The organism is Achromobacter sp. ACRQX (genome assembly GCF_022346505.1).
GTDB classification, from domain to species: domain Bacteria; phylum Pseudomonadota; class Gammaproteobacteria; order Burkholderiales; family Burkholderiaceae_B; genus Achromobacter; species Achromobacter animicus.
In genome coordinates, this window is sequence record NZ_JAKRML010000043.1 from 21,945 (window position 1) to 45,537 (window position 23,593).

Consider the following 23,593-nt stretch of genomic DNA (forward strand, 5'->3'; position numbering starts at 1 on the left):
CGCATCCTCCTGACGGCGCGGGGCAACAGGCCCTAAAATGCCGCAAGCCCGCGGCCGGCGCCCGTGACGCCGCTGGCCAAGTTTCAGGAGACCGTCATCACCGCTGTATCCAACGTCTACACCAGCCCGCGCGTTGCCCCCTTGCTGGTGCTGGGCTTTGCCAGCGGGCTGCCGCTGGCCCTGACCAGCGGCACCTTGCAGGCCTGGGCCACCGTCGAAGGCGTGCCGCTGCAGGAAATCGGTTTCCTTACCCTGGTAGGCACGGCCTACACCATCAAATTCCTCTGGGCGCCGTTCGTCGACCGGTTTGCGCCGCCCGTGCTGGGCCGGCGCCGTGGCTGGATGCTCGTGACGCAGCTGCTGCTGGCGGTGGCCATCATGGCGATGGGCACGCTTTCGCCGGCGTCCACGCTGATGGCGCTGGCCGTGCTGGCCGTGCTGGTTGCCTTTCTGTCCGCCACGCAGGACATCGCCTTCGACGCCTATTGCACGGACGTGCTGCGCAAGGACGAGCGCGGCGCGGGCGCGGCCATCCGGGTCATGGGATACCGGCTTGCCATGATCGCGTCCGGCGGTCTTGCGCTGATCATGGCGGATCAGTGGATAGGGTGGGGCAACACCTATATGGTGATGGGCGGGCTGATGCTGCTATGCGCACTGGCCACGCTGTGGGCGCCCGAGCCCGAGCACATCGCGCGCCCGCCGCGCACCCTGCGCGAGGCGGTGAATGAGCCGCTCCGCGAGTTCTTCGTGCGCCGTGGCGCGATGGAAGTGCTGCTGCTGATCGTGCTGTACAAACTGGGCGACGCGTTCGCCGGGGCCCTGTCCACCACGTTTCTGATCCGCGGCGCGGGGTTCACGCCAACAGAGGTCGGCACCGTGAACAAGGTGCTGGGGCTGGCGGCCACCATCATCGGCGCGCTGGCGGGCGGGTCGCTGATGGCGCGCTGGGGGCTGTACCGGTCGCTGATGGCGTTCGGCCTCTTGCAGGCAGTGTCGAACCTGGCGTACTGGCTGATTGCGGTCAGCCCGAAAAACCTGTGGCTGATGGCAACCGGCGTGGGCATCGAGAACCTGTGCGGCGGCCTGGGCACGGCGTCTTTCGTGGGTCTGCTGATGGCGCTGTGCCACCAGCGGTTCTCCGCCACGCAATTTGCGCTGCTGTCGGCGCTGTCGGCCGTGGGCCGCACCTATCTGGCCGGCCCGTTGACGCCGCCGCTGGTCGAATACCTGGGATGGCCCGGGTTCTTCCTGTTGACGGTGGCCATTGCCCTGCCGGGACTCGTGCTGCTGCGCAAGCTGCGCGGCACGATCGAGACCATGGAAAAGCAGGGCGAGTCGTAGCCGACCGATCGCAAAAAAAGGCGGCGCACAAGCGCCGCCTTTTTGCTGGCCGAAAACCTACTCTTCGCCGCTTAGCCGGACGATCAGCACGTCGCTGGGCAGGGATTCCAGCAGCCGCTCGGCCACGCTGCCGATGGCGGTGCGCAGGATGCCGGTGCGGCCGTGGGTGCCGGTGACGACCAGATCGGATCGGTGGTTGAACGAGTAGTCGGACAGCACGGTTTCGGGCTGGCCGGCTTCGAGCACGACCTTGGTCGGGCGGCCCTTGGGCAGTTCGGGCGTTTCGGCGATGAAACGCTCGGCGCACTGTTCGGCGGTTCGATACAGGTTGTCGACGACGCCGTCGTCCGGCTTGCTCACGCTCTGGAACGGCACTTCATACGCGTTGAACAAGGTGATGTCCGCATTGGGCACCAATTGCAGCGCGGCGCGCAGCGCCTGGCGCGAGCCATCCGAGAAGTCGGTGGCGACCAGTACGTCGCGGTAGGGCCGGCGGGGGCGGTTCTTGACTACCAGCACGGGCTGACGCGCCTGGCGGGCCAGCTTTTCGACCGTGGTGCCGAGCAGCAGGCGGCCCAGCGTTTCCTGGCGGGCGATGCCGGCCACGATCAGCGAGCAGCCATACGCGTCGGCGGTTTCCATGATGCTGGCGACGGGGTCTCCCTTGGTGACCACGACTTCCGCCGGCACGTTGGCGGCGGCGACGTCTTCGGCGAGTTCGCGTTCGACGAGGGCCTTGTGGTCCGGCGACAGGCGGCGCCAGACGGGGGTGGTGAGCGGCGTGGCATGGGATTCCATGACATGCAGCATGATCAGCTTGGTGTTCAGTTCCTTGGTCAACTGCAGGGCGCGGTCGAGGGCTCTGTCGCCGCGCGCACTCAGGTCGGTGGCCAGAAGGATGGGGCCAATTTGCTGGGTCATACCTAATCTCCCGGTTACGGCCAGAGGGGCGGCTCCCGCGTCCGCGCTGCCTGGCCCAGTAGCGCCCGGTCGGGCACGTCTCCATTGTCTCGCCGCGAAACGAGACCGGAGTTGATCGTTGTCAACGCAGGTTTGAGGGTACGGGATGATGCGCGCGCAGGCAATGGCGCGCCCGCCGGCAAGGCTCAATACAATGGGGCCTGCCCAAGCTACCCCCCCACCTATGTTTACCGATCTGTCGCCCGCCCTGCTGCACACGCTGTACCTGGTCGCCATCGTTGCCGAAGCCATGACGGCGGCACTGTCGGCGGGGCGGCGCGACATGGACTGGATGGGCGTCTGCATCATCGCGTGCGTGACGGCGCTGGGCGGCGGATCGCTGCGCGACGTGCTGCTGGGGCACTATCCGCTGACCTGGGTCGTGCATCCCGAGTACCTGTGGATGACGGGCGGGGCAGCCATCCTGACCGCGCTGATCGCGCCGGTCATGCGCCGCTTGCGCAGCGTGTTCCTGCTGGCTGACGCGCTGGGTCTGGTGGCGTTCACGGTCATCGGCTGCCAGGTGGCGCAGATGATGCAATTGCCGATCACCGTCGTGCTGATCAGCGGCATGATCACCGGGTGCGCCGGCGGGGTGCTGCGCGACGTGCTGTGCAACGAGGTGCCGCTGCTGTTCCGCAAGGAACTCTACGCCAGCGTGTCCCTGGTGACCGGCGCACTGTATCTGGGCTCGATGTCGCTCGGCCTGTCGGCCAACGCGTCGGTGCCCATCGCGCTGGCCGCGGGGCTGACCATGCGCCTCATGGCCCTGCGCTTCAACTGGCAAATGCCCAAATTCGTCTACCGCGACGACTGGGACTGACCGCGCCAGGCGGTCAAATTCGTCCTTCCCGCCCTGCCCGCAGACGGCCATGCGATGCCGTGTCTTTTGTGTGAAACATTATTTCTATTTCTGTTTCAATAGATTTCTAGTATCTTGTCTGGGTCTCATAGCTTGCATACGCAGTAGAAGGGGAGCCGATTGGACGTCAAAGCGCCCGCCACGATTCCGTATTTCCTACAGGAACAGATTCGTGAGTTGATAGTGAACGGCACTATCCGGCCCGGGCAGCCGTTACGGGAACAGGAACTGGAACAGCGCTTCGGCACCAGCCGCAGCCCCATCCGGGAAGCGCTGCGTCTGTTGGAACTGAGCGGGCTGGTGACGCACATCCAGCGCAAGGGGTTCCGGGTCACCCTCTATACCGAAACCCAGATCCGCCATCTGTACATGCTGCGCGCGGAGCTGGAAGCCTATTGCATCCGGCAGGTCGCCGAGATGCCCGATCTGAGCGCGCTGGTGGCCGAACTGACCACGCAGCATGAGGCGATCGTCGCCGCGATGGGCCGCCTCGATGGGCGCGGCTTCATCGCCGCCTCGCGCGATTTTTACCTGGCTGCCGCGCGCTTTACCGGCAATGCGCCGCTGACCAGCATGCTCGGCAAGGTGTACGAACAGATCGAGCCGTTGCGCCACATGCTGGCCAGCCGGTCACTGGAGGCCAACAAGATTCCGATCTATACGGAAGGCGTCATCCAGGCCCTGCGCGTCCGGGATTTCGACCACGCCGCGGCGTTGACGCGCAAGTACGTGGTGCAGGTGCTGCCCGACATCGTGCGGGCGTACCGCGAGGCATCGCTCGAGGACGCCTAGCTATTGCGCCCGCCTTAGCCGCGGGGCGGCGTGCGCACCTCGATGCCCGCCTGCTCCAGCGCGCTGCGGATGCCATTGGCAAAGACCAGCGCGTTGGGCTGGTCGCCATGGATGCAAAGCGTGTCGGCCTGCACCGGCACATCCTTGCCGTCCACCGACCGCACCAACCCTTCCCGCACCATCCGCACGACCTGCGCAACGGCCACATCCACGTCTTCGATCATGGCGCCTGCGCGCGTGCGCGGGGTAAGGGAACCGTCGTCCTGGTAGGAGCGGTCCGCGAAGACTTCATTGGCGGCCGACAGCCCAACGGCGCGCGCCGCATCGATCAGTTTGCTGCCCGCCAGCCCATACAGGATCAGCGAGGCGTCCACGTCCTTGACCGCCTGGCAGATGGCTTTTGCCAGCGGCTCGTCCTTGGCTGCCATGTTGTAGAGGGCGCCGTGCGCCTTCACGTGATGCAGCCGCGCGCCCTGCGAGGCCGCCACGCCGGCCAGTGCGCCGATCTGGTACACGACGATGTCATAGGCCTCGTCCGGACTGATCTGGATGACGCGGCGGCCAAATCCCGCCAGGTCCTGCAGGCTGGGGTGGGCGCCCAGCGCCACCCCTCGCGCCAATGCCGCGGCCACGGTCTTGCGCATGGTGGCCGGGTCGCCGCCGTGAAAGCCACAGGCAATGTTGGCAGAGCTGACGAACTGCAGCACTGCCGCGTCGTTGCCCATGGTCCAGGCGCCATAGCTTTCGCCCATGTCGCAATTGAGGTCGATGCGGGTGGTCATAACGGGTTCCTTTCTAGGCCAGCAGCGCGCGCAGCGGTTCAAGCGCGGCGTGCAGTTGGGCAAACGCGCGCTCGCGCTCGCCGTCCAGGCGCTGCGCTTCTTCTAGCTCGATCCGCTGGAAACGCAGCGTCTGGCCGGGCGCGGACTGCGCCAGGGCGGGCAGATCCACGGTGGCGATCTGCGCAATCTTGGGATAGCCGCCGGTGGTCTGCCGGTCGGCCATGAGGATGATGGCCTCGCCGCCCGAAGGCACCTGCACGGTGCCGAAACAGGCCGCTTCGGACAGCATCTGCCGCGGCTGGTTCATGGCGAGCGGGCGGCCGAGCAGTCGGTAACCCATGCGGTCCGACTGCGGACTGATGCGGAAATCCGACTCCGCAAACGCGCGGCGGCTGCTTTGCGAGAACTCCGGCCAGTGCACGCCGGGCAGAAAGCGAATGAATTCGCGCTGCTTGTTGCCCAGCGTCGCGGGCAGATAGACGCGCACGTCCCACAGCGCCTTCTGCAAGGCGGCGGCATCGCGGTCCGGCGGCAGCGGCCGGCGCAGGGGGACGACGTCGCCCTTGGCGAGCGCGCGTCCTTCAAAGCCACCGAATCCGCTGCGCAGGTACGTGGTTTCGCTGCCCATGACGGGCGTCAGCGTGAACCCGCCGTGCACGGCCAGATAGGCGCGCACGCCGGCGGCGGGCCTCGCGCCGAAGGCCAGCACGTCGCCCGCGCGCGCGATCAGCGGACGCAGCAGGGGAATGTCCTGGCCATTCAGCGTGGCGCCAAGGTCGGCGCCCGCCAGCGCGAAACAGGCCGGCACGTCGAAACGCAGCGTAGGGCCGGTCAGCGTGATTTCCAGCGTGGCCGGGTCGCCTTCGTTGCCCGCCAAGGCATTGGCAAGCCGGTGGGCGCGCTCGTCCATGGCGCCCGCCGCCGGAATGCCCTGATGCTGGAAGCCTTCGCGCCCGCGGTCCTGGAAACTGGACAGCATGCCCGGCTTGATCACCGTTACGCTCATGGCCGGCTCCCCCGGATGCGGTCGAACTCTTCGGGCGCGATCGGCACGAAGCGCACGGTGTCACCGGGCTGCAGCAGGGCGGCGGGTTCGCGCGCCGGGTCGAACATGACGAGCGGCGTGGCGCCGATGATGTTCCAGCCGCCCGGCAACCGGTTTGGGTAGATCACGGTCTGGCGGTTGGCGATGGCCACGGCGCCCGGCGGTACGGCGGTACGCGGCGAGGGGCGGCGGGGAATGTTCAGTTTTTCGTCGTGCACGCCCAGATAGGCATGTCCGGGGGCAAATCCCAGCATGAAAACCATGCTGCGCGGTTCGCTGTGCAACTGGATGACGGCGTCGGGCGAAATGCGCGCCGCGCGGGCGACCTCGGCCAGGTCGGGACCGTGTTCACCGCCATAGCAGACGGGGATGTCGACCTCGCGTCCGCCCGCATCGCCGGTCGGAATGCCGCCGGCCAGCAAAGCCTGGATGTGTTCGGAGAGTGAGGCGTAGGTGGGGCCTTCGCCCTGTCCGCCGGGCCGGTAATGCACGGCCACGGCGACGAAGGAGGGCACCACATCGGTGACGCCCGGCAGCCGTGCGTCGCGCAGCATGCGAGCCGCCGCCAGGCACGTGCGGCCGATGGCGGCGTCGATGTGTTCGCCGAAGGAAATGATCAGGCAGCGGTCACCCTGGGGCAGGATGCGCCAGCGGGTTTCGGCCGGAGAAAGCGGGTCTGAATTTACGTTCAACGGCACGAAACCTGTAGTGACGGGTTACTTGGCGAACAACGAATCCATGTTCTTGAACGCCTTGAATTCCAGCGCGTTGCCCGACGGATCCAGGAAGAACATGGTGGCCTGTTCGCCGACCTCGCCCTTGAAGCGGATGTAGGGTTCGATCACGAACTCGGTCTTGGCGTCGGTCAGGCGCTTGGCCATGGCTTCCCATTGTTCCATGGAAAGCACGGCGCCGAAATGGCGCACGGGCACATTGTGCGAATCGACCGCGCTGGTGGCTTTGTGGCCACACTCGCTGGGCGCCAGGTGAGCCACGATCTGGTGGCCGTAGAAATTGAAGTCGATCCATTCGGAGGAGCTGCGCCCCTCCGGACAGCCCAGCTTTTCGCCGTAGAAGGCGCGGGCTTCGGCCAGGTCCCGCACGGGGAAGGCCAGGTGGAACGGCGGCAGGTTGGTTTGAGCGGACATGCAAGGCTCCGGGTCAGGCAAGGAAAGATGAGCGTTCGGGGTGGGCGGCCGCCGCAGTCGCGTCGGCTTTAGCACCAGGACGTAGTTTAAGTATTGTTTTTTTTATAGCAAAACGATATTTTTCGAGTCTTAGCATCGAAAAAATTGATTGTGCTCAAAGAATTCAAGACCTTCATTGCCGTGGCGCGGGACGGCACCTTCACCGGGGCGGGGGCGCAACTGGGACTCACGCAGTCCGCCGTCAGCGCCCAGATCCGGCGCCTGGAAGAGTATCTGGGCGTCGCGCTCTTTGACCGCAGTCCGCGCGCGGCCCTGATGAACGCGCAGGGCCGCGAGATGCTGCCCCAGGCCGAAGAGCTGGTCGCCATGGCCGATCGCATGGCGGCCTCTGCCGGCGGCGCCCATGTCAGCGGGCTGCTGCGCATTGGCGCGATTGCGTCCGTGCAGCAGGATCTGCTGGTCCACGCGGTGGGCGAGTTCCGCGCGGTCTATCCCGATGTGCGCGTGCGCATCGTGCCCGGTGTGTCGCTGTCGCTGCTGGGTCAGGTGGACGCGGGCGAAGTGGATCTGGCCGTGCTGATCCGCCCGCCGTTCGCCTTGCCGCCCGAACTGGGATGGCAGCCGTTGATGAGCGAGCCGGTGATGCTGGCCATACCGGAATCCATGCCGGTCGCGCCTTGGCGGGAACTGCTGGCGACCCAGCCCTTCATCCGCTACGACCGCGCTTCGTTCGGCGGGCGGGTGGTGGATGTATTCCTGAAGAAGCACCGGATCACCGTGCATGAGGCCGTGGAGCTCGACGAGATCGAGGCCATCGCGGGGATGGTCCGTCACGGGCTGGGCGTGGCGCTGCTGCCCCGGCTGCGGCGTCTGGACATGACGGGGCTGCGGCTGCTGCCCCTGGACGAACACGCGTTTCACCGCGAAATAGGCATCATCGGCCGCCTGCCGTTCGACCCGGGCAGCGTCCGCGAAAAGATCGCGCAATGCCTGCATCGGGCGGCGGGTGATTCGGCAGGGGTTTGACGCCATTCCACGCCAGCCGGTCGCTCAACAAAAAAGCCCCCGAAGGGGCTTTTGCTTTTACAGCCGGTCGCAGCGGACCGTGATCGGATGATCGCGCAAGGCGGTCATGACGATGTCGTCGACCTGGCCCTCCACGTCGGTGATCACGTAGCCGATCTGGCCGCGCGTCTGCAGGGTCTGGCTGACGATGTTCAGGCCGTGTTGCGCCATCAGGTTGTCCAGCGCGCCCAGCGCCCCGGGCGCGTTGCGGTGCACGTGCAGGATGCGCGTGCCGCCGGCCTGTTCCAGGAACGGCAGCTCGGGGAAGTTGACCGCGCCCTTGGTGGTGCCGGCCTGCAGGAAGCGCACGAGCTTTTCGGCGACTTCGCGGCCGATGTTCTCTTGGGATTCCTGCGTGCTGCCGCCGATGTGCGGGGTGAGGATGACGTTGGGCATGCCGATCAGCGGGCTGGCCAGCGGTTCGTCGGCGCTCTTGGGCTCGGTGGGGAACACGTCCAGCGCGGCCCCGGCCAGGTGGCCGGATTTCAGCGCCGCGTGCAGCGCGTCGATGTCGACAACCGCGCCGCGCGAGGCGTTGATCAGGATGGCGCCGCGGCGCATGCGGCCGATGGTCTCGGCGTTCATGATGTTTTCGGTGGACTTGCCGCCGGGGACGTGCAGCGTCACGACATCGGCCTGTTCCAGCAGATCGTTCAGCGTGCCGGCGGGGCGGGCGTTGCCCAGCGGCAGCTTGGCCTCGACGTCGTGATAGATGACGCGCATGCCCAGGCTTTCGGCCAGGGTGCTGATCTGCGAGCCGATGTTGCCGTAGCCGACGATGCCCAGCGTCTTGCCGCGCGTCTCAAACGCGCCCGCGGCGCTCTTGTCCCAATGGCCCTGATGGACCCGGGCGTTCTTTTCGGGAATCCGGCGCAGCAGCAGGATGGCCTCGCCCAGCACCAGTTCGGCGACCGAGCGCGTGTTGGAGAACGGCGCATTGAAGACCGGGATGCCGCGCTGCATGGCGGTGTCCAGATCGACCTGGTTCGTGCCGATGCAGAAGCACCCGACGACGCGCAGGTCGGGGTTGCCGGACAGCAGGGCGGCGTCCAGGTGCGTGCGAGAACGGATCCCCGCCACTTGCACGCCGCGCAGGGCGTCGTGCAATTGCGCCGGCGGCAGGGCCGCGGCATGCGTGACGATATCGGTGTAGCCGGCGGCCTCGAAGACGGCGCGGGCGCTCGGGTGGATGTTCTCGAACAGGACGATTTGTGCCATGACTGCCAAGGGTTGGTGAGAAACGCAATTATTTATTGTGGACCATTTTTGCTGCAGTGCAAGGAGTAGCCATTGAGGCGGTGTGGGTGAATTGTTTCAGGCGCGGCTCAGCGATAAGCCTGGAAAACCTTGGCGCCGCCGCGCTTGTCGACCAGCACCACGTCGTGCGGCGTCTTGCGCCCGCCGTATTCCGGACCGTCCATGCCCGGGGACCCCAGCGGCATGCCGGGGGCCGAAATACCCGCCGCGTCCGGCTTTTCGAGCAGCAGCCGGCGCACGTCGCTGGCCGGCACGTGGCCTTCGACCGCGTAGCCATCCACCATCGCGGTGTGGCAGGAACCGTAGTTGGCCATGCCCGCGTTGCGGCGGATGGGGCCGGTGTCGTCGACGTCGTGCGTGACGACCTCAAAGCCGTTGTCGCGCATGTGCTTGACCCAGTCTTCACAGCAGCCGCAGGTGGGCGTTTTCCAGACTTCGACTTTGACGGGCGCCTGCGCGGCGGCAATCGCGGGGATGCTGAGGGCCGCGGCAAGGACGAGGCGGCGCGTAAGACGGGAAACGTTCATGATGCTCCGGGGGATAAAGGGGATGTTCTGGCGCGGGCCGGTCAGAACCAGAACCGCACGCCCGCGATAACGGCTGCCTGCGACCGGCTCTCGCCGGCGTCCGAGGCATAGCTTGCCGTCTGGCCGAACTTCCGTTCAAAGGATACGCCAACGTAGGGGGCGAATTCGCGCGTCACCTCGTAACGCAGGCGCAGGGACAGGGATCCCTGCGACAGACCGGAACCGATGCCGCGTTGCGGGTCGTTCTTGCCGTAGGCGCTGGCTTGCAGTTCGGGCGTGAATATCAGGCGCTGGGTCAGCAGCAGATCGTACTCGGCCTTCAGCGCCAGGGCGCTGCGGCCTGACGGGCCTGCATAGGCAGTGGCCGTCAGTTCCATGTTGTAGGGCAGCAAGCCCTCGACGCCGACCGCGGCCCAGTTGCGCTTGGGGCCTGCGCCGATGTCCCGGCGCGCACCCAGTTGCAGATCCCAGAATGGCGAGATGGCGTGGCTCCAGAAGGCCTCGACCTTGCCGTCCGACCCGCCGCCGCTTTCGCGCTCGCCCTCGCTCTTGACGAGCAGGCGGTCCGTGGCGGTGCCGAACCAGAAGCGGCCATCCCATTCGAGCGCGTTCTGCCCATCGCGATTGCGCGATCTGCCGAATTTGTCGAACAGCACCTGCCACGTGGGCGCGTTGTCCATCATGTGCGGATGGATGCCGTAGCTGTCGTAGCCGCGCGGGCCTTCGCCATCACTTGCGGGCAGGCTGCCGACGGGCGGGGCGTCTGCGGCGGGCGCGTCATGGTTCGTATCTGCATGGTCCATACCCTGGTGGCTTTCCGGGCTGTCCGGTGACCGCGCCTGGCCGTGGTCCATCGAGCCGTGGTCCATCCCGGTCATGCCGGCATGATCCATTTGCGCCGCTTGAGCCGCGGCCAGGGGGGGCGCCAGCGCAAGGGCGATTGCGCAAAGGGCCGGCGCGTGTTTCTGGAAACTGATCGGCTTCATCGTTTACTCCACCACGACCGCCCTGAACATGCCGGCCTCCATGTGATACAGCAGATGGCAGTGGTAGGCCCAGTTTCCACGCGTGTCGGCGCTGACGCGATAGCTGATGCGCTGCGCCGGGTTCAGCGAGATCGTGTGCTTGCGGACCTGGAACGCGCCATCCGGGGACTCCAGGTCGCTCCACAGGCCGTGCAGGTGGATGGGATGCGTCATCATCGTGTCGTTGACCAGCACGAAGCGCACGCGCTCGCCGTGGCGCAGCACGATGGGCCGCGCGTCCGAGAACTTCACGCCGTTGAACGACCACATGTAGCGCTCCATGTTGCCCGTCAGGTGCAGCTCGATCTCGCGCGAGGGCGCGCGGTCGTCGTCGGGCTCCCGCACCGACCGCAAGTCCGCATAGGTCAGCACGCGGCGGCCGTTGTCGCGCAGTCCGGGGCCGGGATCGTCCAGGCGGGTCGACACCACGTCAGGCAGCATGGAATTGCCCACGCCGCGCTCGGCGGGGTAGGGGTGCCTGACCTCGACCATGCCGCCCTGGTCCGCGCCGGCGCCATGATCGCCGTGCCGGGCCTGCATGGCCTGCGATCCGCCCATGTCATGCGCCATGCCCATGTCCATCATGCCCAGCACCTGCACGCGATCCATCTCGGGCACGTCGCCCTCTATGCCCGGACGTGGCGCAAGCGTGGCCCGCGCGAAGCCGGAGCGGTCCATCGCCTGCGAAAAGATCGTGTAGGCGCGGTCTTCCAGAGGTTCGACGATGACGTCATAGGTTTCCGCGACGCCGATGCGGAATTCCTCGACGTCCACGGGCCGCACGTCCAGTCCGTCGGCGGCCACGACGGTCATCTTCAGGCCCGGGATTCGAACGTCGAAGTACGTCATCGCCGAGCCGTTGATGAATCGCAGCCGCACTCGCTCGCCTGGCGTGAAAAGCCCGGTCCAATTGGCGGCCGGCGTGGCGCCATTGGTGAGGTAGGTGTAGGTCGCGCCCGACACGTCCGCCAGGTCCGTCGGGTTCATGCGCATGCGTTCCCACATCAGGCGCTCGCCCAGCGCCGCATGCCAGCCGCGGTCGCGGGCATCTTGCGACAAGCCCTGCACGCTGGGCTGGATGCGGTTGTAGTAGTCGGGCATCACCTTCAGCTTGTTGAACACGTGCATCGGGTCTTCGTCTGTCCAGTCCGACAACAGCACCGTGTAGTCGCGATCGGATGCGATGGGATCGCGGCGCCGCGGCTCGATGACGATGGCGCCGTACAGGCCCGTCTGCTCCTGGAAACCCGAGTGGCTGTGATACCAGTAGGTCCCGCTCTGGCGAACATCGAACCGGTACGTGAAGGTCTGGCCGGGATCGATGCCGGCAAAGCTCAGGCCCGGCACGCCGTCCATGTTGCTGGGCAACAGGATGCCGTGCCAGTGGATCGACGTCTGCTCGCGCAGGCGGTTGGTGACATGCAGCGTGACCGTATCGCCCTCGCGCCAGCGCAGCAGAGGCGCGGGGAGGCTGCCGTTGATCGTGGTGGCCACGCGCGCGGCCCCCGTGAAGTTCACCGGCGTCTCGCCGATCTCCAGATGGAATTCATTGCCGCGCAATTCGGCCGTTGGCACGGTGGCGGGCCGGGCCAGCGCATGGCGCCAGCCGCCCAGAGCGGCCAGTGCGCCGCCCGTGGCCAGGCCCTGCACGAAGCGGCGGCGGGTCGTGAATGAGGGCGCCGTCATGTCACAGCACCGAGACGGAACCCTTCATCCCCGCCGCATAGTGGCCGGGCTCCAGGCAACCAAACGACACCGTGCCCGCCTTGTCGAAGCGCCACACGATCTGGCCGCTTTTGCCGGCTTCCAGCGACACGGCATTGGGTTCCTCGTGCCGCATGCCGGGATCTTTCAGCATCATGGCGTAGTGCGCCTGCAGGTCGGCATCGGTGCCCAGTACGAGCTCATGCCGGATCTTGCCGGAGTTGTGCACGTTCAGGCGGACGGTTTCGCCGGCCTTCACGTCGATGGTGGCGGGCGAAAAGCGCATGGCGTCGTTCATGTCGATCTCGACCGTGCGCGTGACGCGGGCCGGATCGCCCGGCGTGCCGATGGGCGCTGCGGCGGCGGGCTGCGCGTGGCTGCCATGCGCGTGGTCGCCTGCGGCCAACGCCGCGCCGGATAGCATGAGCGCCAGGGCGGCGAACGAAGTGCGTAGCAGAGTGCCTTTCACGAGAATCCTTGCAGAGGGAATGAGCGTGATGGCACTTTAAGAATCCGGGGGTGACCCGATCCTGTCGCGCAGATTACGTTTTTGTAATGTTCGGCCCTGCCGCCGGATCCATCAGCGTGATGCCGACGACAGTGCCGGTGGTGTCTGACACTGCATCGGCCTCGCCGCCGTGCATGAGCGCAATGGCGCGCACGATGGCAAGACCCAGGCCGTGGCCTTCGCTGCGCGGGGCGCGCGTCGGGCCGGCGCGGAAAAAGCGGTCGAAGATGCGGGGCAGGTCGGCGGGCGGGATGGGCGGCCCGGGGTTGCGGACCGCGATGCGCGCGCCGCCGGGGATGCGCGCGCAGGCCACCACGATCCCGCCGCCGGGTGGTGTGGCCTTGATGGCATTGGAAATCAGGTTGGCCAGCGCGCGTCGCGCGAGACCCCGGTTGGCGGCCACGGTGGCGTCGCCCTCGCAGCGCAGCTGCACGCCGTGTTCTTCCAGCGTGGCTTCGTAGTATTCGGCAACGCGCCGCGCTTCCGCGGCCAGTGACACCGGAGCCAGATCGGCCGCACGTTCGCCACGGTCGGCCCGGGCAAGGAACAGCATGTCGTTGACCAGCGTCTTCAGGTCTTCCAGCTCTTCCAGATTGGATTCCAGCGCGTCGCGCAGCTCGGCGGCGTCGCGCGGCGCGGACAGCATGACCTGCGTGCCATTGATGAGCGTCGCCAGCGGCGTGCGCAGTTCGTGCGCCACGTCGGCGTTGAATCCCTCCATCTGCTGGTAGGCCGCCTGCAGCCGGTCCAGCGTGCGGTTGAAGGAGCGCACCAGGTCATGCAGTTCGCGGTCGGTGTCTTCCAGCGGGAGGCGGCGCGCCAGGTTATCGGGCTGGATGCCCGCGGCCTGTTCGGACAGCCGGCGCGCCGGCGCCATGCTGCGCCGCACGGCCCAGGCCGCCAGCACGACGGTGGCGCCCACCCACAACGCGCAGATCAGCGCGAGGGCCGTGCCGTAGGCGTAAAGAAATTGCGAACTGGTCCGGGTGCTGACCGCCACCGTCAACTGCGCGCCAGGCAGAATGCGATCGTTCATGGCGACGCGCAGGCCGCGCATGCGGCCGCCATCGGGCGTTTCCAGCAGGACCTGGCGACCGTCCGGCGACGCCAGCGTCTCGGGCGGCGTGCCGCCATAGACGGCCTTGCCTTGCGCGTCGACGATCCAGATGCCGAGCTGGCCCTGCCCCGCGCGCATCTGGTCGAAGGTGGCTGCCAGATCGTGCAGGCCGCTGGCGCTGTTCTGCATGTCGATCAGGTGATCGATGAGTTCGAGCTTGCCGCTGACTTCGGTGATCTCCTGGCGTTCGACCTCGCGCTTGAGCGCCCAGAAGAGGGTCGCCCCGGCAAGGCTCGAGACCAGCAGCGCGATGGCGCCCAACAGCAGCGTCAGCCTCGCCTGCATGGACCGCACGCGCGGGCGGCTCATCGGGGGCTGCCACCCGGGGCGACGCGCGATTCCAGCACATATCCCATGCCACGCACGGTGTGCAGCAGTTTCGAGTCGAAGGGATCGTCCAGCTTGCCGCGCAGGCGCCGCACGGCGACGTCGATCACGTTGGTGTCGCTGTCGAAGTTCATGTCCCACACCTGTTCGGCCAGGGTCGTGCGCGACAGCACCTGTCCCTGGCGGCGCAGCAGCAGGGCCAGCAGGCTGAATTCCTTGGCGGTCAGGTCCAGGCGGTGGCCGCCGCGCTGGGCACGCCGGCTGGCAAGATCCAGCTCCAGGTCTGCCAGGCGCAGCAGCGTGGGCTCCTGCGAGCGGCCGCGGCGCAGCAACGCCTGCACGCGGGCCAGCAGTTCGGAGAAAGCGAAGGGTTTGACGAGGTAGTCGTCGGCGCCGCCCTCCAGGCCTCGGACCCGGTCTTCTACCGCATCGCGGGCGGTCAGCATCAGGATGGGCGTGTCCTTGTGCGTGCGCACCGAGGCCAGGACCTCGAAGCCATCCACGCCGGGCAGCATGACGTCCAGCACGATGAGGTCGTACGCGCCTTCCAGCGCCAGATGGCGGCCATCGACGCCGTCGCGCGCCACGTCCACGACGTGGCTTTGTTCCGACAGTCCCTTCTTCAGGTAGTCGGCCAGTTTGGGTTCGTCTTCAATGACCAGGATGCGCATGGCCAAAAATTTACCACCGGCGGGGCGCACTCAGGCGCCCGCGCGGGCGGAATTCAGGCCGTTTCGGCGATGGCAATGCGGTCGGCGGGAAAGCGCAGCGAGAAGACGCTGCCTTTGCCGGGTTCGCTGGTAATCAGCAGTTCGGCGTCGTGCCGCATGGCGATGTGCTTGGTGATCGCCAGGCCCAGCCCCGTGCCGCCAACGGCGCGCGACCGGCCCCGGTCCACGCGGTAGAAGCGTTCGGTCAGGCGCGGCAGATGGCGCGCCGGGATGCCTATGCCCGTGTCCTGCACGCTGTAGCACGCGCCGCCTTCGGGTTCGCGTTCCCAACGCACGGTGATGGTGCCGCCGTCCGGCGTGTAGCGCACGGCATTGGTCAGCAGGTTGGACAGGGCCGAGGTCAGCTCGTTTTCGGCGCCCAGCACGTCCAGGGTTTCGTCGATGTGCCAGACCAGCTGGTGCCGGCCGCCCGACAGCGCTTCGATCTGCTGGCGCGCCTTTTGCAGCAGCGCGCCCATGTTGACCGCGCGCGGATCGCTGCCCGGCGACGATTCCAGCGTGGACAGCGTCAGCAGGTCTTCCACGATGGCCTGCATGCGGTGCGCCTGCTCGTGCATCATGTCGATGTACTGCTCGCGCTGCTCCTGCGGCAGCGCGTCGTCGGGCATGTCGCGCAGCGTTTCCAGAAAACCCGCCAGCACCGTCAGCGGGGTGCGCAGTTCGTGCGAGACGTTGGCCACGAAATCGCGGCGCGTGGTTTCCAGGCGCTCTATCTGGGTGACGTCGCGGGTGATGAGCAGACGCTGGTTGCTGGCGTAGGCCGTCAGCTGCATCATCATCAGCCGTTCCTGGCCTTGCTGGCCCAGCCGCACCAGGATGGGTTCGGGCCAGGACGGGCGATGCGCATATTCCACGAATTCCGGCGCGCGCAGCAGGTTCAGAAGGTTGTGTCCGCGATCGGCCGGCAAGCGCAGACCCAGATGCTGGCGCGCCATGCGGTTGCACCAGTCGATCTGAAAGTCTTCGTTCAGCGTGACGGCGCCGTCGGGCAGGGCCTGGGCGGCAGCCAGCATTCCTTGCATGGTGTCGCGGGTTTCAGTCAGTTCACGTGCGCGGGCGCGGGTGTACCGATAGAGCGGAGCAAGAATGTCGTCCCAGGGGCCGACAGAGGCGGGCGGGGCGGAGTCGGGTTGATTGGCCCAGCGGGAAACCAGCGTCAGCCGCCAGCTGCGCCACAACAGCATGGCGGTCAGCGAAGCGGAAAACACGACCCAGCCCGCGGGGTCTCCAATAAGCCATTGCGCCAGTAAGGCAACCACCGCCCACAGGGCGACAAATATAAGCGTGCGCAGCCAGATCATCGTGCGCCAGTTTTACCGCGTCGGGAGCTGTGCCGTAAACCGATAGCCGCTGCCGCGGACCGTTTCCACGTGCGCGTCATGACCGCTGGGTTCCAGGGCCTTGCGCAGGCGGCGGATGTGCACGTCGACCGTGCGTTCTTCCACGAAGACGTGGTCGCCCCACACCTGATCCAGCAGCTGCGAGCGCGAGAACACGCGCTCCGGGTGCGTCATGAAGAAGTGGAGCAGACGGAATTCGGTGGGGCCGATCTGCAGGGACTGGCTGTTGCCCGACAGGCGATGCGTCACCGGATCGAGCTTAAGGCCGCCGACGTCGATGACGTCGTCCGTCAGCTGCGGCGCGCGGCGGCGCAGCACGGCCTTGATGCGGGCCATCAGCTCCTTGGGCGAGAAGGGCTTGGTGATGTAGTCGTCGGCGCCGGCCTCCAGGCCGTCCACCTTGTCCTGCTCGGAGCCCTTGGCGGTCAGCATGATGACCGGGACGGCGCGGGTGCGCTCGTCGTTGCGCAGCTTGCGCGCCATGGCCAGGCCGGAGGTTCCCGGGAGCATCCAATCCAGCAGGATCAGATCGGGAAGCTCGGCGCGGATCAGCGTCTGGGCCTGGTCGGCGTCGAAGGCGCGCAGCACCTTGTGGCCAGCGAAGGACAGGTTGACGGCGATCAGTTCCTGGATGGCGGGTTCGTCTTCGACGACGAGGATGGTGCTGGACATATCGAATTGGGCACACTTCTGAGCGCCGGCGCGGCGCGAACATTGCGATAGTATGGCCGCAATATTTCAGGTATGTGACCGCAGCGCGTCATTCGGCGGGTCCGGCACGCCGCAGGCGCGCGCCCGATAGGCTACCATTGACCGATATATCGGGAATTCACCATGCAAAACCCCTCCGAATCGCAACAATCCGCCGGTTCCGGCTCGACCTCCACGCACTTTGGCTTCCAGTCGGTCCCCGAAGGCGAAAAGGCCCGCAAGGTCGCCGAAGTCTTCCATTCAGTCGCCCAGCGCTACGACGTCATGAACGATTTCATGTCGGCGGGCCTGCATCGCGTCTGGAAGGCCTTCACCATCGGCCGCGCCGCCATCCGCCCCGGCATGAAGGTGCTGGACATCGCCGGCGGCACGGGCGATCTGGCGCGCGCGTTCGCCAAGCGTGCCGGCCCCACGGGTGAGGTCTGGCTGACCGACATCAACGATTCCATGCTGCGCGTGGGCCGCGACCGTCTCACTGACGCCGGCCTGCTGGTGCCCACCGCCGTCTGCGACGCCGAGCGCCTGCCGTTCCCCACCGGTTACTTCGACCGCGTCAGTGTGGCCTTCGGTCTGCGCAACATGACCCACAAGGACCGCGCCCTGGCCGAAATGACCCGCGTGCTCAAGCCGGGCGGCAAGCTGCTCGTCCTGGAGTTCTCGCGCATCGCCAAGCCGCTGTCGCCCGCGTACGACTGGTATTCGTTCAACGTCCTGCCGTGGCTGGGGAAGAAGATCGCCAAGGACGAGGCCAGCTATCGCTACCTGGCCGAATCCATCCGCATGCACCCCGACCAGGAGACGCTGGCCGACATGCTGCGCACCGCCGGCCTGGAGCGGGTGCAATATTTCAACCTGACAGCGGGCATCGCCGCGTTGCACGAAGGCGTCCGCCTGGGCTGACGCCCGGCGACCACGGCGGATTTCGCCGCCCCGCGGGGAACTTGTGGGGCGGCGGCTTGTCCGTTATTCTTACGTCATTCAGATTACTGTAAGAAAAGTCGCGCAGATGGTCTCGCGTATTGCGAGGCCCTCCCGTTGCTCGGGGCAGCGGGGGCGCGAGTACGAGGGAGCAAATCTATGTCCAAATTCTGTCTTTCGCGCTTTGTCGCGGCAGCGCTCATCGCCGTTTCGGGCGCTGCGCTGGTGACGGCGTCGTTTGACGCCGAAGCCCGTCGCGCCGGCGGCGGCGCCAGCGTGGGCCGTCAATCCTCCAATGTAACGACGCAGCGCCAGGCCACCACGCCGCCGGCTGCCAACAGCAACACCGCGGGCGCCACCGCCGCGCCGGCAGCCGCCGGTGCCGCAACGGCCGGCGCAGCGGGCGCCGCCGCCAAGAGCGGCGCTTCTCGTTGGTTGGGCCCCATCGCCGGCATCGCCGCCGGTCTGGGTATCGCCGCGCTGCTCTCCAGCATGGGCCTGTCGGGCGCATTCCTGGAATTCCTGTCGTCCGCGCTGCTGATCGCCGCTGTCGTCTTTGCCGTCATGTTCATCATCCGCCGCCTGCGTGGCGCCGGTCCGCGCACTGCCACGCAGGGCGCATTTGGCGGCAACAACAACGCCTCGGGCCAGCAGCAACAGCAGCCGATGTGGCGTGAAGCGCTGAAGCCGGGCGCCGCCGCGCCCGCAGCCGCCGCACCGGTGGCCGCCGCTCCCATCGAGCCGCCGGCTGTCCTGCCCAAGGCGGGCGATGACAACAACTGGTTCGTGCCGGGCGATTTCGACACGCCGGCCTTCCTGAAGCAAGCCAAGGAACAGTTCGTCCGCATCCAGGCCGTCTGGGACAGCGGCAGCACCGACGGTCTGCGTGAATTCCTGACCGACGACCTGATCACCGAACTCAAGCCGCAACTGGCCGAGCGCGGCGCGGCGCCCAACAAGACCGAAGTGGTCCTGCTGAACGCCGAGATGCTGGGCATCGAAACCGTCTCGGACGGCCACCTGGCCAGCGTGCGCTTCTCCGGCATGCTGCGCGAGGCCCCGGGCGCCGAGGCTTTCCGCTTCGAAGAAGTCTGGAACCTGTTCAAGCCGGCCAATGGCGGCTGGTTGCTGGCCGGCATCCAGCAGATCCCGGTGGAACACGCCAGCTAAACCCTGGCGGTCCGGCTCGACCGGCTCTCTGCCGCGGACGCCGTCACGGCGTCCGCATGAACCGGCCCCCAAAGGGCCGGTTTTTCCATGTGCCTTCCGCAAAACAGGCTCCCATCTAACCCGTTACACTCCCGATTTACCCATCAACTTCGGCAAGCCCTCCCGGGTCCTTGCAACCGCCCATGCTGCCTTTTTCGTTCCTGCCCACCCCCAAGCGCCTGGCCGTCAGCGCCCTCAACGCCCTGTTGCGGCGCGAGGACTGGGCGCGCGAACGCCTGGCGCGGCATGCCGGCAAGACGGTGCGTTTCGTCATGGGCGGCTTCACGCTGGGCCTGTCGATTGACAGCGACGGGCTGGCCGACCAGGCCGACCCGGCCGTGGTGCCCGATGTCACGCTCACCGTGTCGCCAGACAAGCTGCCGTTGCCGCGTCTGGGCGCGGGGCACGACAAGCCCGATTTCGCCGAGGCTACGCATATTTCGGGCGACGCGGCGCTGGCCCAGGTGGTCGCAGATCTGTCCAAGCAATTGCGGTTCGACCCCGAAGACGCGCTTGCCCGTGTGGTGGGCGACATCGCTGCGCTGCGCATCGTGGGCGGCGCGCGCGCGGTGGCCGGCGGGGCTCGCAATGCGGGTCAGCGGCTGGCCGAGAATGTCTCTGAATACCTGTCCGAAGAAAGCGGTGTTCTGGCGGGCCGCCCGGCCCTGGAGCAATGGCGCCTGGACCTGGCCGAACTTAACGCGCGCGCGGATGCGCTGGCGCGGTCGGCGGCCGCGCTGCAAACCCGCCTGGCCTCGGCCGGCGCAAAGCGGGGCGCCTGATCCATGTTCCCTTTGCTGCGCCTCTTTCGCATCATCGTCGTATCGCTGCGCTACGGCCTGGACGAACTTGTCCTATCCAGCCTGAATCATCCGCTGGCCACGTGCCTGCTCCGCGTCATGCGCCTGGGCACGCGTCCGCGCTCGCCGCGCGGGCAGCGGCTGCGTCTGGCGTTGGAATCGCTGGGTCCCATCTTTGTGAAGTTCGGGCAGGTGCTGTCCACCCGCCGGGACCTGATCCCCGCCGACATCGCCAACGAACTGGCGTTGCTGCAGGACCGTGTGCCCCCGTTCCCGTCCGCCCAGGCGGCTGCCTGCATCGAGGCGGCGCTGGGTGCACCGCCCGAAAAGCTGTTCGCGCAGTTCGACGTGGACCCGGTGGCGTCGGCGTCCATTGCGCAGGTCCACTTCGCGGTGCTGCACGATGGCCGCGAGGTCGCCGTGAAGGTGCTGCGTCCGGGCATGCTCAGCATTATCGAAAAGGACATGTCGCTCTTGAAGGTCGTGGCGCGCATCATCGAGCGCCTGGGCGCCGATGGCCGCCGCCTGAAGCCGCGCGAGGTAGTCGCGGAGTTCGACAAGTACCTGCACGACGAGCTGGACTTGGTGCGCGAGGCCTCCAATTGCAGCCAGCTGCGACGCAATTTCGGCCCGGAATCCGGCCGTGGAGACATGCTGATCGTGCCCGAGGTGATCTGGGAATACACGGCTTCCACCGTGTTCACGATGCAGCGCATGTACGGCATGCCCGTGGGCCAGGTCGAGCGCATGCGCGAAGCCGGCATCGACATTCCGACGTTGGCGCGCACGGGTGTGGAGATCTTCTTTACGCAGGTGTTCACCGACGGCTTCTTCCATGCGGACATGCACCCGGGCAACATCTACGTGTCGGACCGCCCCGGCACGCTGGGCAGCTATATCGCGCTGGACTTCGGCATCGTGGGCTCGCTGTCCGAGTTCGACAAGAATTACCTGGCGCAGAATTTCCTGGCCTTCTTCCATCGTGACTATCGCCGCGTGGCGCAACTGCATATCGAATCGGGCTGGGTGCCGCCGGATACACGCGAGGAAGAGCTGGAGGGCGCGGTGCGCGCCGTCTGCGAACCGTATTTTGACCGGCCGCTGTCGGAAATCTCGCTGGGGCAGGTGCTGCTGCGGCTCTTCCAGACCTCCCGCCGTTTCAACGTTGAAATCCAGCCGCAGCTGGTCCTGTTGCAGAAGACCCTGCTGAACGTCGAGGGACTGGGCCGTCAGCTCGATCCCAACCTCGACCTCTGGAAGACCGCAAAACCCTATCTGGAACGCTGGATGCGTCAGCGTGTCGGATTCCAGGGATTGCGGAAAAGCCTGGAAAAAGAGGCCGTGCAGTGGTCGCAAATGCTGCCCGCCCTGCCCAGGCTGGTCCATGACCATCTGAGCCGACCCAATGTCTCGCCCGCGATGCTGGCCGAGATGATGCAGTTACGCCGCGCACAAGAGCAGAACAACCGGCTGGTTGCAGCGCTGGTTGGCGTGCTGGCGCTGGCAGTCGGGGTCGCGATATGGGCGTTGACCCGATAGGCGGCGCGATGATCTAGACCTTACTGTCATGTTTCATTCATGAAACGGTCATCATAGCTTCGCGGGAGACGGCGAAAAATAGCGCTGCGCAATTGGCCAGCAGCGCCCACGCCTATAAGAACGCGCGCGCCATTCATCAATTTTCATAGCCCCACTAGCGGGACGAATACAAGGGCAGAATATGCTTTATCCAGAACTCTTCAAGACCATGGAAGCCGTGCGATGGAACATGGCGCACGATATTCCGTGGGGCGATTTCGACCGCAGCAAGCTCTCGGACGAACAAGCCCACACGATCAAGATGAACGCCATCACGGAGTGGGCGGCGCTGCCGGCCACCGAGATGTTCCTGCGCGACAACCGCGGCGACAGTGATTTCTGCGCGTTCATGTCGGTCTGGTTCTTTGAAGAGCAAAAGCATTCGCTGGTGCTGATCGAGTATCTGCGCCGCTTCTGCCCGGACCTGGTGCCGACCGAGGAAGAGCTGCACAACGTGCGCTTTGAATTCGACAAGGCCCCTGAACTTGAAACGCTGATGCTGCACTTCTGCGGCGAGGTCCGCCTGAACCACTGGTACCGCCGCGCGGCCGAATGGCACACGGAACCGGTGATCAAGGCGATCTACAAGACGGTGGCGCAGGACGAAGCGCGCCACGCGGGCGCCTACCTGCAATACATGCGCCGCGCATTGCATGACCGCGGGCAGGACACGAGCGCAGAGGCGCGTCTGGCGTTCTCGAAGATCGGGGTGCTGATGGCGTCGGCGGGCCGCACGCAGCAGGCGCTGCATCCGACCAATCTGCACGTGAACAAGGATCTGTTCCCGAACGATACGGTGCAGTCGCGCCTGCCGGAGCCGGGCTGGCTGGAGCACTGGCTTGATACGCAGATCCGTTTTGACGGGGTGTGGGAGCAAAAGGTGGCGACGCGGATTCTGCACATTCTGTCGAAGCTGATGGACCGCAGCTTCGAGACGGTGAAGGATCTGAACCGCTACCGGAAGGAAGTGTCGGCGCTGATCGTGCCGAAGGACAAAGAGATCATCCTGGGCGGCGCCTGATCCCTCCTATAATCGCCACATGCCTGCCGCCCGCTTCGAATCCAAGGTCCTGTCCCGCGACGAACTCGTCGCTGCCGTTGCCGCTGGCCGCTATCCGCGGCCGCTGGTGTTTACAAACGGGGTGTTCGACATTCTGCATCGCGGACATGCGACGTATCTGGATCAGGCGGCGCAGTTGGGGGCGACGTTGATTGTCGCCGTGAATACGGATGAGTCGGTGCGGCGGCTGGGTAAGGGTTCGGAGCGTCCGCTGAATCGCATGGAAGATCGGGCGGCGTTGCTGGCGGCGTTGGGTTTCGTGACCGTAGTCACGTCCTTCCATGAAGACACGCCTGAGGCCCTGATCGGAGAGATCAAGCCCGATCTGATCGTCAAGGGTGGCGATTACGATATGGAGACGTTGCCGGAGACTGCGCTGGTGAAGACCTGGGGCGGACGTGCCGTTGCGATTCCTTTTGAGTTTGAGCGGTCTACTACGGCGTTGGTGAAGAAGATTCAGGGCGGGTGATTAGCTTGGATTGGTCTATCGGATGAATGGAAGGCGGCCTTGATGGCCGTCTTTTCTTTTGCGCTCGGGGTTTTGGTGGTTTTGCCGGACGGCTTTTTGAGTTGTGCCGCGGGTCTTCGTAGGTCGCCCGACGCCGCGGTCACCGGGGAGGCGATCGCCCACGATTGCGGTCCGGAGCCTTCGCTCCGGACTGCCCCGTCGTCATCTTCGTTGTCGCCTTCGGCGACTGCCTCTCAAGAAACTCCTCCTAAGCTGTTGATATTTCATTGGCTTTTTCTGGGGTGGCCAACGGTACCAAGCTGTAGCCCATGGTC

General features: G+C 66.3%; 24 protein-coding genes. 10 read left to right on the forward strand and 14 right to left on the reverse strand.

The genetic code is table 11. The annotated features are described in order from the left end of the window. Nucleotides 1–72: 72 nt before the first annotated feature. A complete protein-coding gene (locus tag MHZ91_RS26600; RefSeq protein ID WP_239216422.1) occupies nucleotides 73–1,344 on the forward strand; it encodes a muropeptide transporter in 1,272 nt (423 codons plus the stop codon). Nucleotides 1,345–1,401: 57 nt separating this feature from the next. Here MHZ91_RS26600 and MHZ91_RS26605 read toward each other — a convergent pair whose 3' ends face one another. Beyond that, nucleotides 1,402–2,265 carry a universal stress protein gene (locus MHZ91_RS26605; protein WP_105237166.1) on the reverse strand — a complete coding sequence of 288 codons (864 nt, stop codon included), beginning with the start codon at nucleotides 2,263–2,265 and terminating at the stop codon, nucleotides 1,402–1,404. 223 nt (nucleotides 2,266–2,488) lie between these two features. Between MHZ91_RS26605 and MHZ91_RS26610 the strand changes: the two genes are divergently transcribed. Both MHZ91_RS26610 and MHZ91_RS26615 read left to right on the forward strand, forming a co-directional pair. After that, the gene (locus MHZ91_RS26610; protein WP_056564767.1) at nucleotides 2,489–3,127 is read left to right on the forward strand and encodes a trimeric intracellular cation channel family protein; all 639 of its coding nucleotides are present in this window, start codon (nucleotides 2,489–2,491) and stop codon (nucleotides 3,125–3,127) included. Between the two features lie 159 nt (nucleotides 3,128–3,286). Beyond that, entirely contained in the window at nucleotides 3,287–3,958 is a 672-nt protein-coding gene (locus MHZ91_RS26615; protein WP_255810796.1) for a GntR family transcriptional regulator, read from the forward strand. A 14-nt stretch (nucleotides 3,959–3,972) separates the two neighbouring features. Here MHZ91_RS26615 and MHZ91_RS26620 read toward each other — a convergent pair whose 3' ends face one another. The 4 genes from MHZ91_RS26620 to MHZ91_RS26635 are packed head-to-tail and all read right to left on the reverse strand — an operon-like array spanning nucleotide 3,973 to nucleotide 6,933. Next, nucleotides 3,973–4,740, reverse strand: coding sequence for a LamB/YcsF family protein (locus tag MHZ91_RS26620; protein WP_175125149.1), 768 nt, complete (start codon nucleotides 4,738–4,740; stop codon nucleotides 3,973–3,975). Between the two features lie 13 nt (nucleotides 4,741–4,753). Further along, nucleotides 4,754–5,746 (reverse strand): biotin-dependent carboxyltransferase family protein, encoded by a 993-nt coding sequence (locus tag MHZ91_RS26625; RefSeq protein ID WP_239216416.1) that lies wholly within the window; start codon nucleotides 5,744–5,746, stop codon nucleotides 4,754–4,756. Then, the gene (gene pxpB / locus MHZ91_RS26630) at nucleotides 5,743–6,477 is read right to left on the reverse strand and encodes a 5-oxoprolinase subunit PxpB (protein ID WP_255810798.1); all 735 of its coding nucleotides are present in this window, start codon (nucleotides 6,475–6,477) and stop codon (nucleotides 5,743–5,745) included. The genes MHZ91_RS26625 and pxpB overlap by 4 nt, the downstream gene beginning before the upstream one ends. A gap of 24 nt (nucleotides 6,478–6,501) precedes the next feature. After that, nucleotides 6,502–6,933, reverse strand: coding sequence for a VOC family protein (locus tag MHZ91_RS26635; RefSeq protein WP_105237171.1), 432 nt, complete (start codon nucleotides 6,931–6,933; stop codon nucleotides 6,502–6,504). 150 nt (nucleotides 6,934–7,083) lie between these two features. Between MHZ91_RS26635 and MHZ91_RS26640 the strand changes: the two genes are divergently transcribed. Next, a complete protein-coding gene (locus tag MHZ91_RS26640) occupies nucleotides 7,084–7,959 on the forward strand; it encodes a LysR family transcriptional regulator (RefSeq protein ID WP_239216424.1) in 876 nt (291 codons plus the stop codon). 57 nt (nucleotides 7,960–8,016) lie between these two features. Here the strand turns inward: MHZ91_RS26640 and serA are convergent, their stop codons facing one another. From serA to phoB, 9 genes are all read right to left on the reverse strand, one after another. Then, on the reverse strand, nucleotides 8,017–9,216 hold the full coding sequence (gene serA, locus MHZ91_RS26645; RefSeq protein WP_175125153.1) for a phosphoglycerate dehydrogenase: 1,200 nt from the start codon (nucleotides 9,214–9,216) through the stop codon (nucleotides 8,017–8,019). Nucleotides 9,217–9,323: 107 nt separating this feature from the next. Then, on the reverse strand, nucleotides 9,324–9,782 hold the full coding sequence (locus MHZ91_RS26650) for a DUF411 domain-containing protein (protein WP_175125154.1): 459 nt from the start codon (nucleotides 9,780–9,782) through the stop codon (nucleotides 9,324–9,326). 41 nt (nucleotides 9,783–9,823) lie between these two features. Further along, on the reverse strand, nucleotides 9,824–10,768 hold the full coding sequence (locus MHZ91_RS26655; RefSeq protein ID WP_239216418.1) for a copper resistance protein B: 945 nt from the start codon (nucleotides 10,766–10,768) through the stop codon (nucleotides 9,824–9,826). Between the two features lie 3 nt (nucleotides 10,769–10,771). Continuing rightward, a complete protein-coding gene (locus tag MHZ91_RS26660; RefSeq protein WP_239216419.1) occupies nucleotides 10,772–12,493 on the reverse strand; it encodes a copper resistance system multicopper oxidase in 1,722 nt (573 codons plus the stop codon). 1 nt (nucleotide 12,494) lies between these two features. Beyond that, nucleotides 12,495–12,935, reverse strand: coding sequence for a plastocyanin/azurin family copper-binding protein (locus tag MHZ91_RS26665; RefSeq protein ID WP_239216425.1), 441 nt, complete (start codon nucleotides 12,933–12,935; stop codon nucleotides 12,495–12,497). A 118-nt stretch (nucleotides 12,936–13,053) separates the two neighbouring features. Further along, nucleotides 13,054–14,445: a heavy metal sensor histidine kinase gene (locus tag MHZ91_RS26670; protein ID WP_239216420.1), complete on the reverse strand. Its 1,392-nt coding sequence runs from the start codon at nucleotides 14,443–14,445 to the stop codon at nucleotides 13,054–13,056. Beyond that, entirely contained in the window at nucleotides 14,442–15,134 is a 693-nt protein-coding gene (locus MHZ91_RS26675; RefSeq protein ID WP_239216421.1) for a heavy metal response regulator transcription factor, read from the reverse strand. Before MHZ91_RS26675 ends, MHZ91_RS26670 begins: the two co-directional genes overlap by 4 nt. Nucleotides 15,135–15,187: 53 nt before the next feature. Next, nucleotides 15,188–16,495 carry a phosphate regulon sensor histidine kinase PhoR gene (gene phoR, locus MHZ91_RS26680; RefSeq protein WP_175139426.1) on the reverse strand — a complete coding sequence of 436 codons (1,308 nt, stop codon included), beginning with the start codon at nucleotides 16,493–16,495 and terminating at the stop codon, nucleotides 15,188–15,190. A 12-nt stretch (nucleotides 16,496–16,507) separates the two neighbouring features. Then, nucleotides 16,508–17,206, reverse strand: coding sequence for a phosphate regulon transcriptional regulator PhoB (gene phoB, locus MHZ91_RS26685; RefSeq protein WP_006227196.1), 699 nt, complete (start codon nucleotides 17,204–17,206; stop codon nucleotides 16,508–16,510). A 162-nt stretch (nucleotides 17,207–17,368) separates the two neighbouring features. On the opposite strand from phoB, the gene ubiE reads away from it, so the two are divergent. The 6 genes from ubiE to rfaE2 all read left to right on the forward strand — a co-directional run bounded on the left by ubiE (nucleotide 17,369) and on the right by rfaE2 (nucleotide 23,279). Beyond that, nucleotides 17,369–18,145: a bifunctional demethylmenaquinone methyltransferase/2-methoxy-6-polyprenyl-1,4-benzoquinol methylase UbiE gene (gene ubiE / locus MHZ91_RS26690; protein ID WP_056564732.1), complete on the forward strand. Its 777-nt coding sequence runs from the start codon at nucleotides 17,369–17,371 to the stop codon at nucleotides 18,143–18,145. A 177-nt stretch (nucleotides 18,146–18,322) separates the two neighbouring features. After that, nucleotides 18,323–19,333 carry a Tim44 domain-containing protein gene (locus MHZ91_RS26695; protein WP_175125160.1) on the forward strand — a complete coding sequence of 337 codons (1,011 nt, stop codon included), beginning with the start codon at nucleotides 18,323–18,325 and terminating at the stop codon, nucleotides 19,331–19,333. Between the two features lie 182 nt (nucleotides 19,334–19,515). After that, complete coding sequence (locus MHZ91_RS26700; RefSeq protein WP_175125161.1) at nucleotides 19,516–20,154, forward strand: SCP2 domain-containing protein; 639 nt, start codon at nucleotides 19,516–19,518, stop codon at nucleotides 20,152–20,154. A gap of 3 nt (nucleotides 20,155–20,157) precedes the next feature. After that, nucleotides 20,158–21,711, forward strand: coding sequence for a ubiquinone biosynthesis regulatory protein kinase UbiB (gene ubiB / locus MHZ91_RS26705; protein ID WP_175125162.1), 1,554 nt, complete (start codon nucleotides 20,158–20,160; stop codon nucleotides 21,709–21,711). A 181-nt stretch (nucleotides 21,712–21,892) separates the two neighbouring features. Continuing rightward, entirely contained in the window at nucleotides 21,893–22,771 is an 879-nt protein-coding gene (locus MHZ91_RS26710) for a ferritin-like domain-containing protein (protein WP_175125163.1), read from the forward strand. Nucleotides 22,772–22,790: 19 nt separating this feature from the next. Then, a complete protein-coding gene (gene rfaE2 / locus MHZ91_RS26715) occupies nucleotides 22,791–23,279 on the forward strand; it encodes a D-glycero-beta-D-manno-heptose 1-phosphate adenylyltransferase (protein WP_175125164.1) in 489 nt (162 codons plus the stop codon). The last annotated feature ends 314 nt before the right edge of the window (nucleotides 23,280–23,593 follow it).

Excerpts from the sequence above, each read along its gene's own strand:
- MHZ91_RS26605 (WP_105237166.1), bottom strand. The coding sequence starts at position 2,265 with ATGACCCAGCAAATTGGCCCCATCCTTCTGGCCACCGACCTGAGTGCG.
- MHZ91_RS26610 (WP_056564767.1), top strand. The coding sequence starts at position 2,489 with ATGTTTACCGATCTGTCGCCCGCCCTGCTGCACACGCTGTACCTGGTC.
- MHZ91_RS26620 (WP_175125149.1), bottom strand. The coding sequence starts at position 4,740 with ATGACCACCCGCATCGACCTCAATTGCGACATGGGCGAAAGCTATGGC.
- MHZ91_RS26625 (WP_239216416.1), bottom strand. The coding sequence starts at position 5,746 with ATGAGCGTAACGGTGATCAAGCCGGGCATGCTGTCCAGTTTCCAGGAC.
- MHZ91_RS26635 (WP_105237171.1), bottom strand. The coding sequence starts at position 6,933 with ATGTCCGCTCAAACCAACCTGCCGCCGTTCCACCTGGCCTTCCCCGTG.
- serA (WP_175125153.1), bottom strand. The coding sequence starts at position 9,216 with ATGGCACAAATCGTCCTGTTCGAGAACATCCACCCGAGCGCCCGCGCC.
- MHZ91_RS26650 (WP_175125154.1), bottom strand. The coding sequence starts at position 9,782 with ATGAACGTTTCCCGTCTTACGCGCCGCCTCGTCCTTGCCGCGGCCCTC.
- MHZ91_RS26655 (WP_239216418.1), bottom strand. The coding sequence starts at position 10,768 with ATGAAGCCGATCAGTTTCCAGAAACACGCGCCGGCCCTTTGCGCAATC.
- MHZ91_RS26660 (WP_239216419.1), bottom strand. The coding sequence starts at position 12,493 with ATGACGGCGCCCTCATTCACGACCCGCCGCCGCTTCGTGCAGGGCCTG.
- MHZ91_RS26665 (WP_239216425.1), bottom strand. The coding sequence starts at position 12,935 with ATGCTATCCGGCGCGGCGTTGGCCGCAGGCGACCACGCGCATGGCAGC.
- MHZ91_RS26670 (WP_239216420.1), bottom strand. The coding sequence starts at position 14,445 with ATGAGCCGCCCGCGCGTGCGGTCCATGCAGGCGAGGCTGACGCTGCTG.
- MHZ91_RS26675 (WP_239216421.1), bottom strand. The coding sequence starts at position 15,134 with ATGCGCATCCTGGTCATTGAAGACGAACCCAAACTGGCCGACTACCTG.
- phoR (WP_175139426.1), bottom strand. The coding sequence starts at position 16,495 with ATGATCTGGCTGCGCACGCTTATATTTGTCGCCCTGTGGGCGGTGGTT.
- phoB (WP_006227196.1), bottom strand. The coding sequence starts at position 17,206 with ATGTCCAGCACCATCCTCGTCGTCGAAGACGAACCCGCCATCCAGGAA.
- ubiE (WP_056564732.1), top strand. The coding sequence starts at position 17,369 with ATGCAAAACCCCTCCGAATCGCAACAATCCGCCGGTTCCGGCTCGACC.
- MHZ91_RS26695 (WP_175125160.1), top strand. The coding sequence starts at position 18,323 with ATGTCCAAATTCTGTCTTTCGCGCTTTGTCGCGGCAGCGCTCATCGCC.
- MHZ91_RS26700 (WP_175125161.1), top strand. The coding sequence starts at position 19,516 with ATGCTGCCTTTTTCGTTCCTGCCCACCCCCAAGCGCCTGGCCGTCAGC.
- ubiB (WP_175125162.1), top strand. The coding sequence starts at position 20,158 with ATGTTCCCTTTGCTGCGCCTCTTTCGCATCATCGTCGTATCGCTGCGC.
- MHZ91_RS26710 (WP_175125163.1), top strand. The coding sequence starts at position 21,893 with ATGCTTTATCCAGAACTCTTCAAGACCATGGAAGCCGTGCGATGGAAC.
- rfaE2 (WP_175125164.1), top strand. The coding sequence starts at position 22,791 with ATGCCTGCCGCCCGCTTCGAATCCAAGGTCCTGTCCCGCGACGAACTC.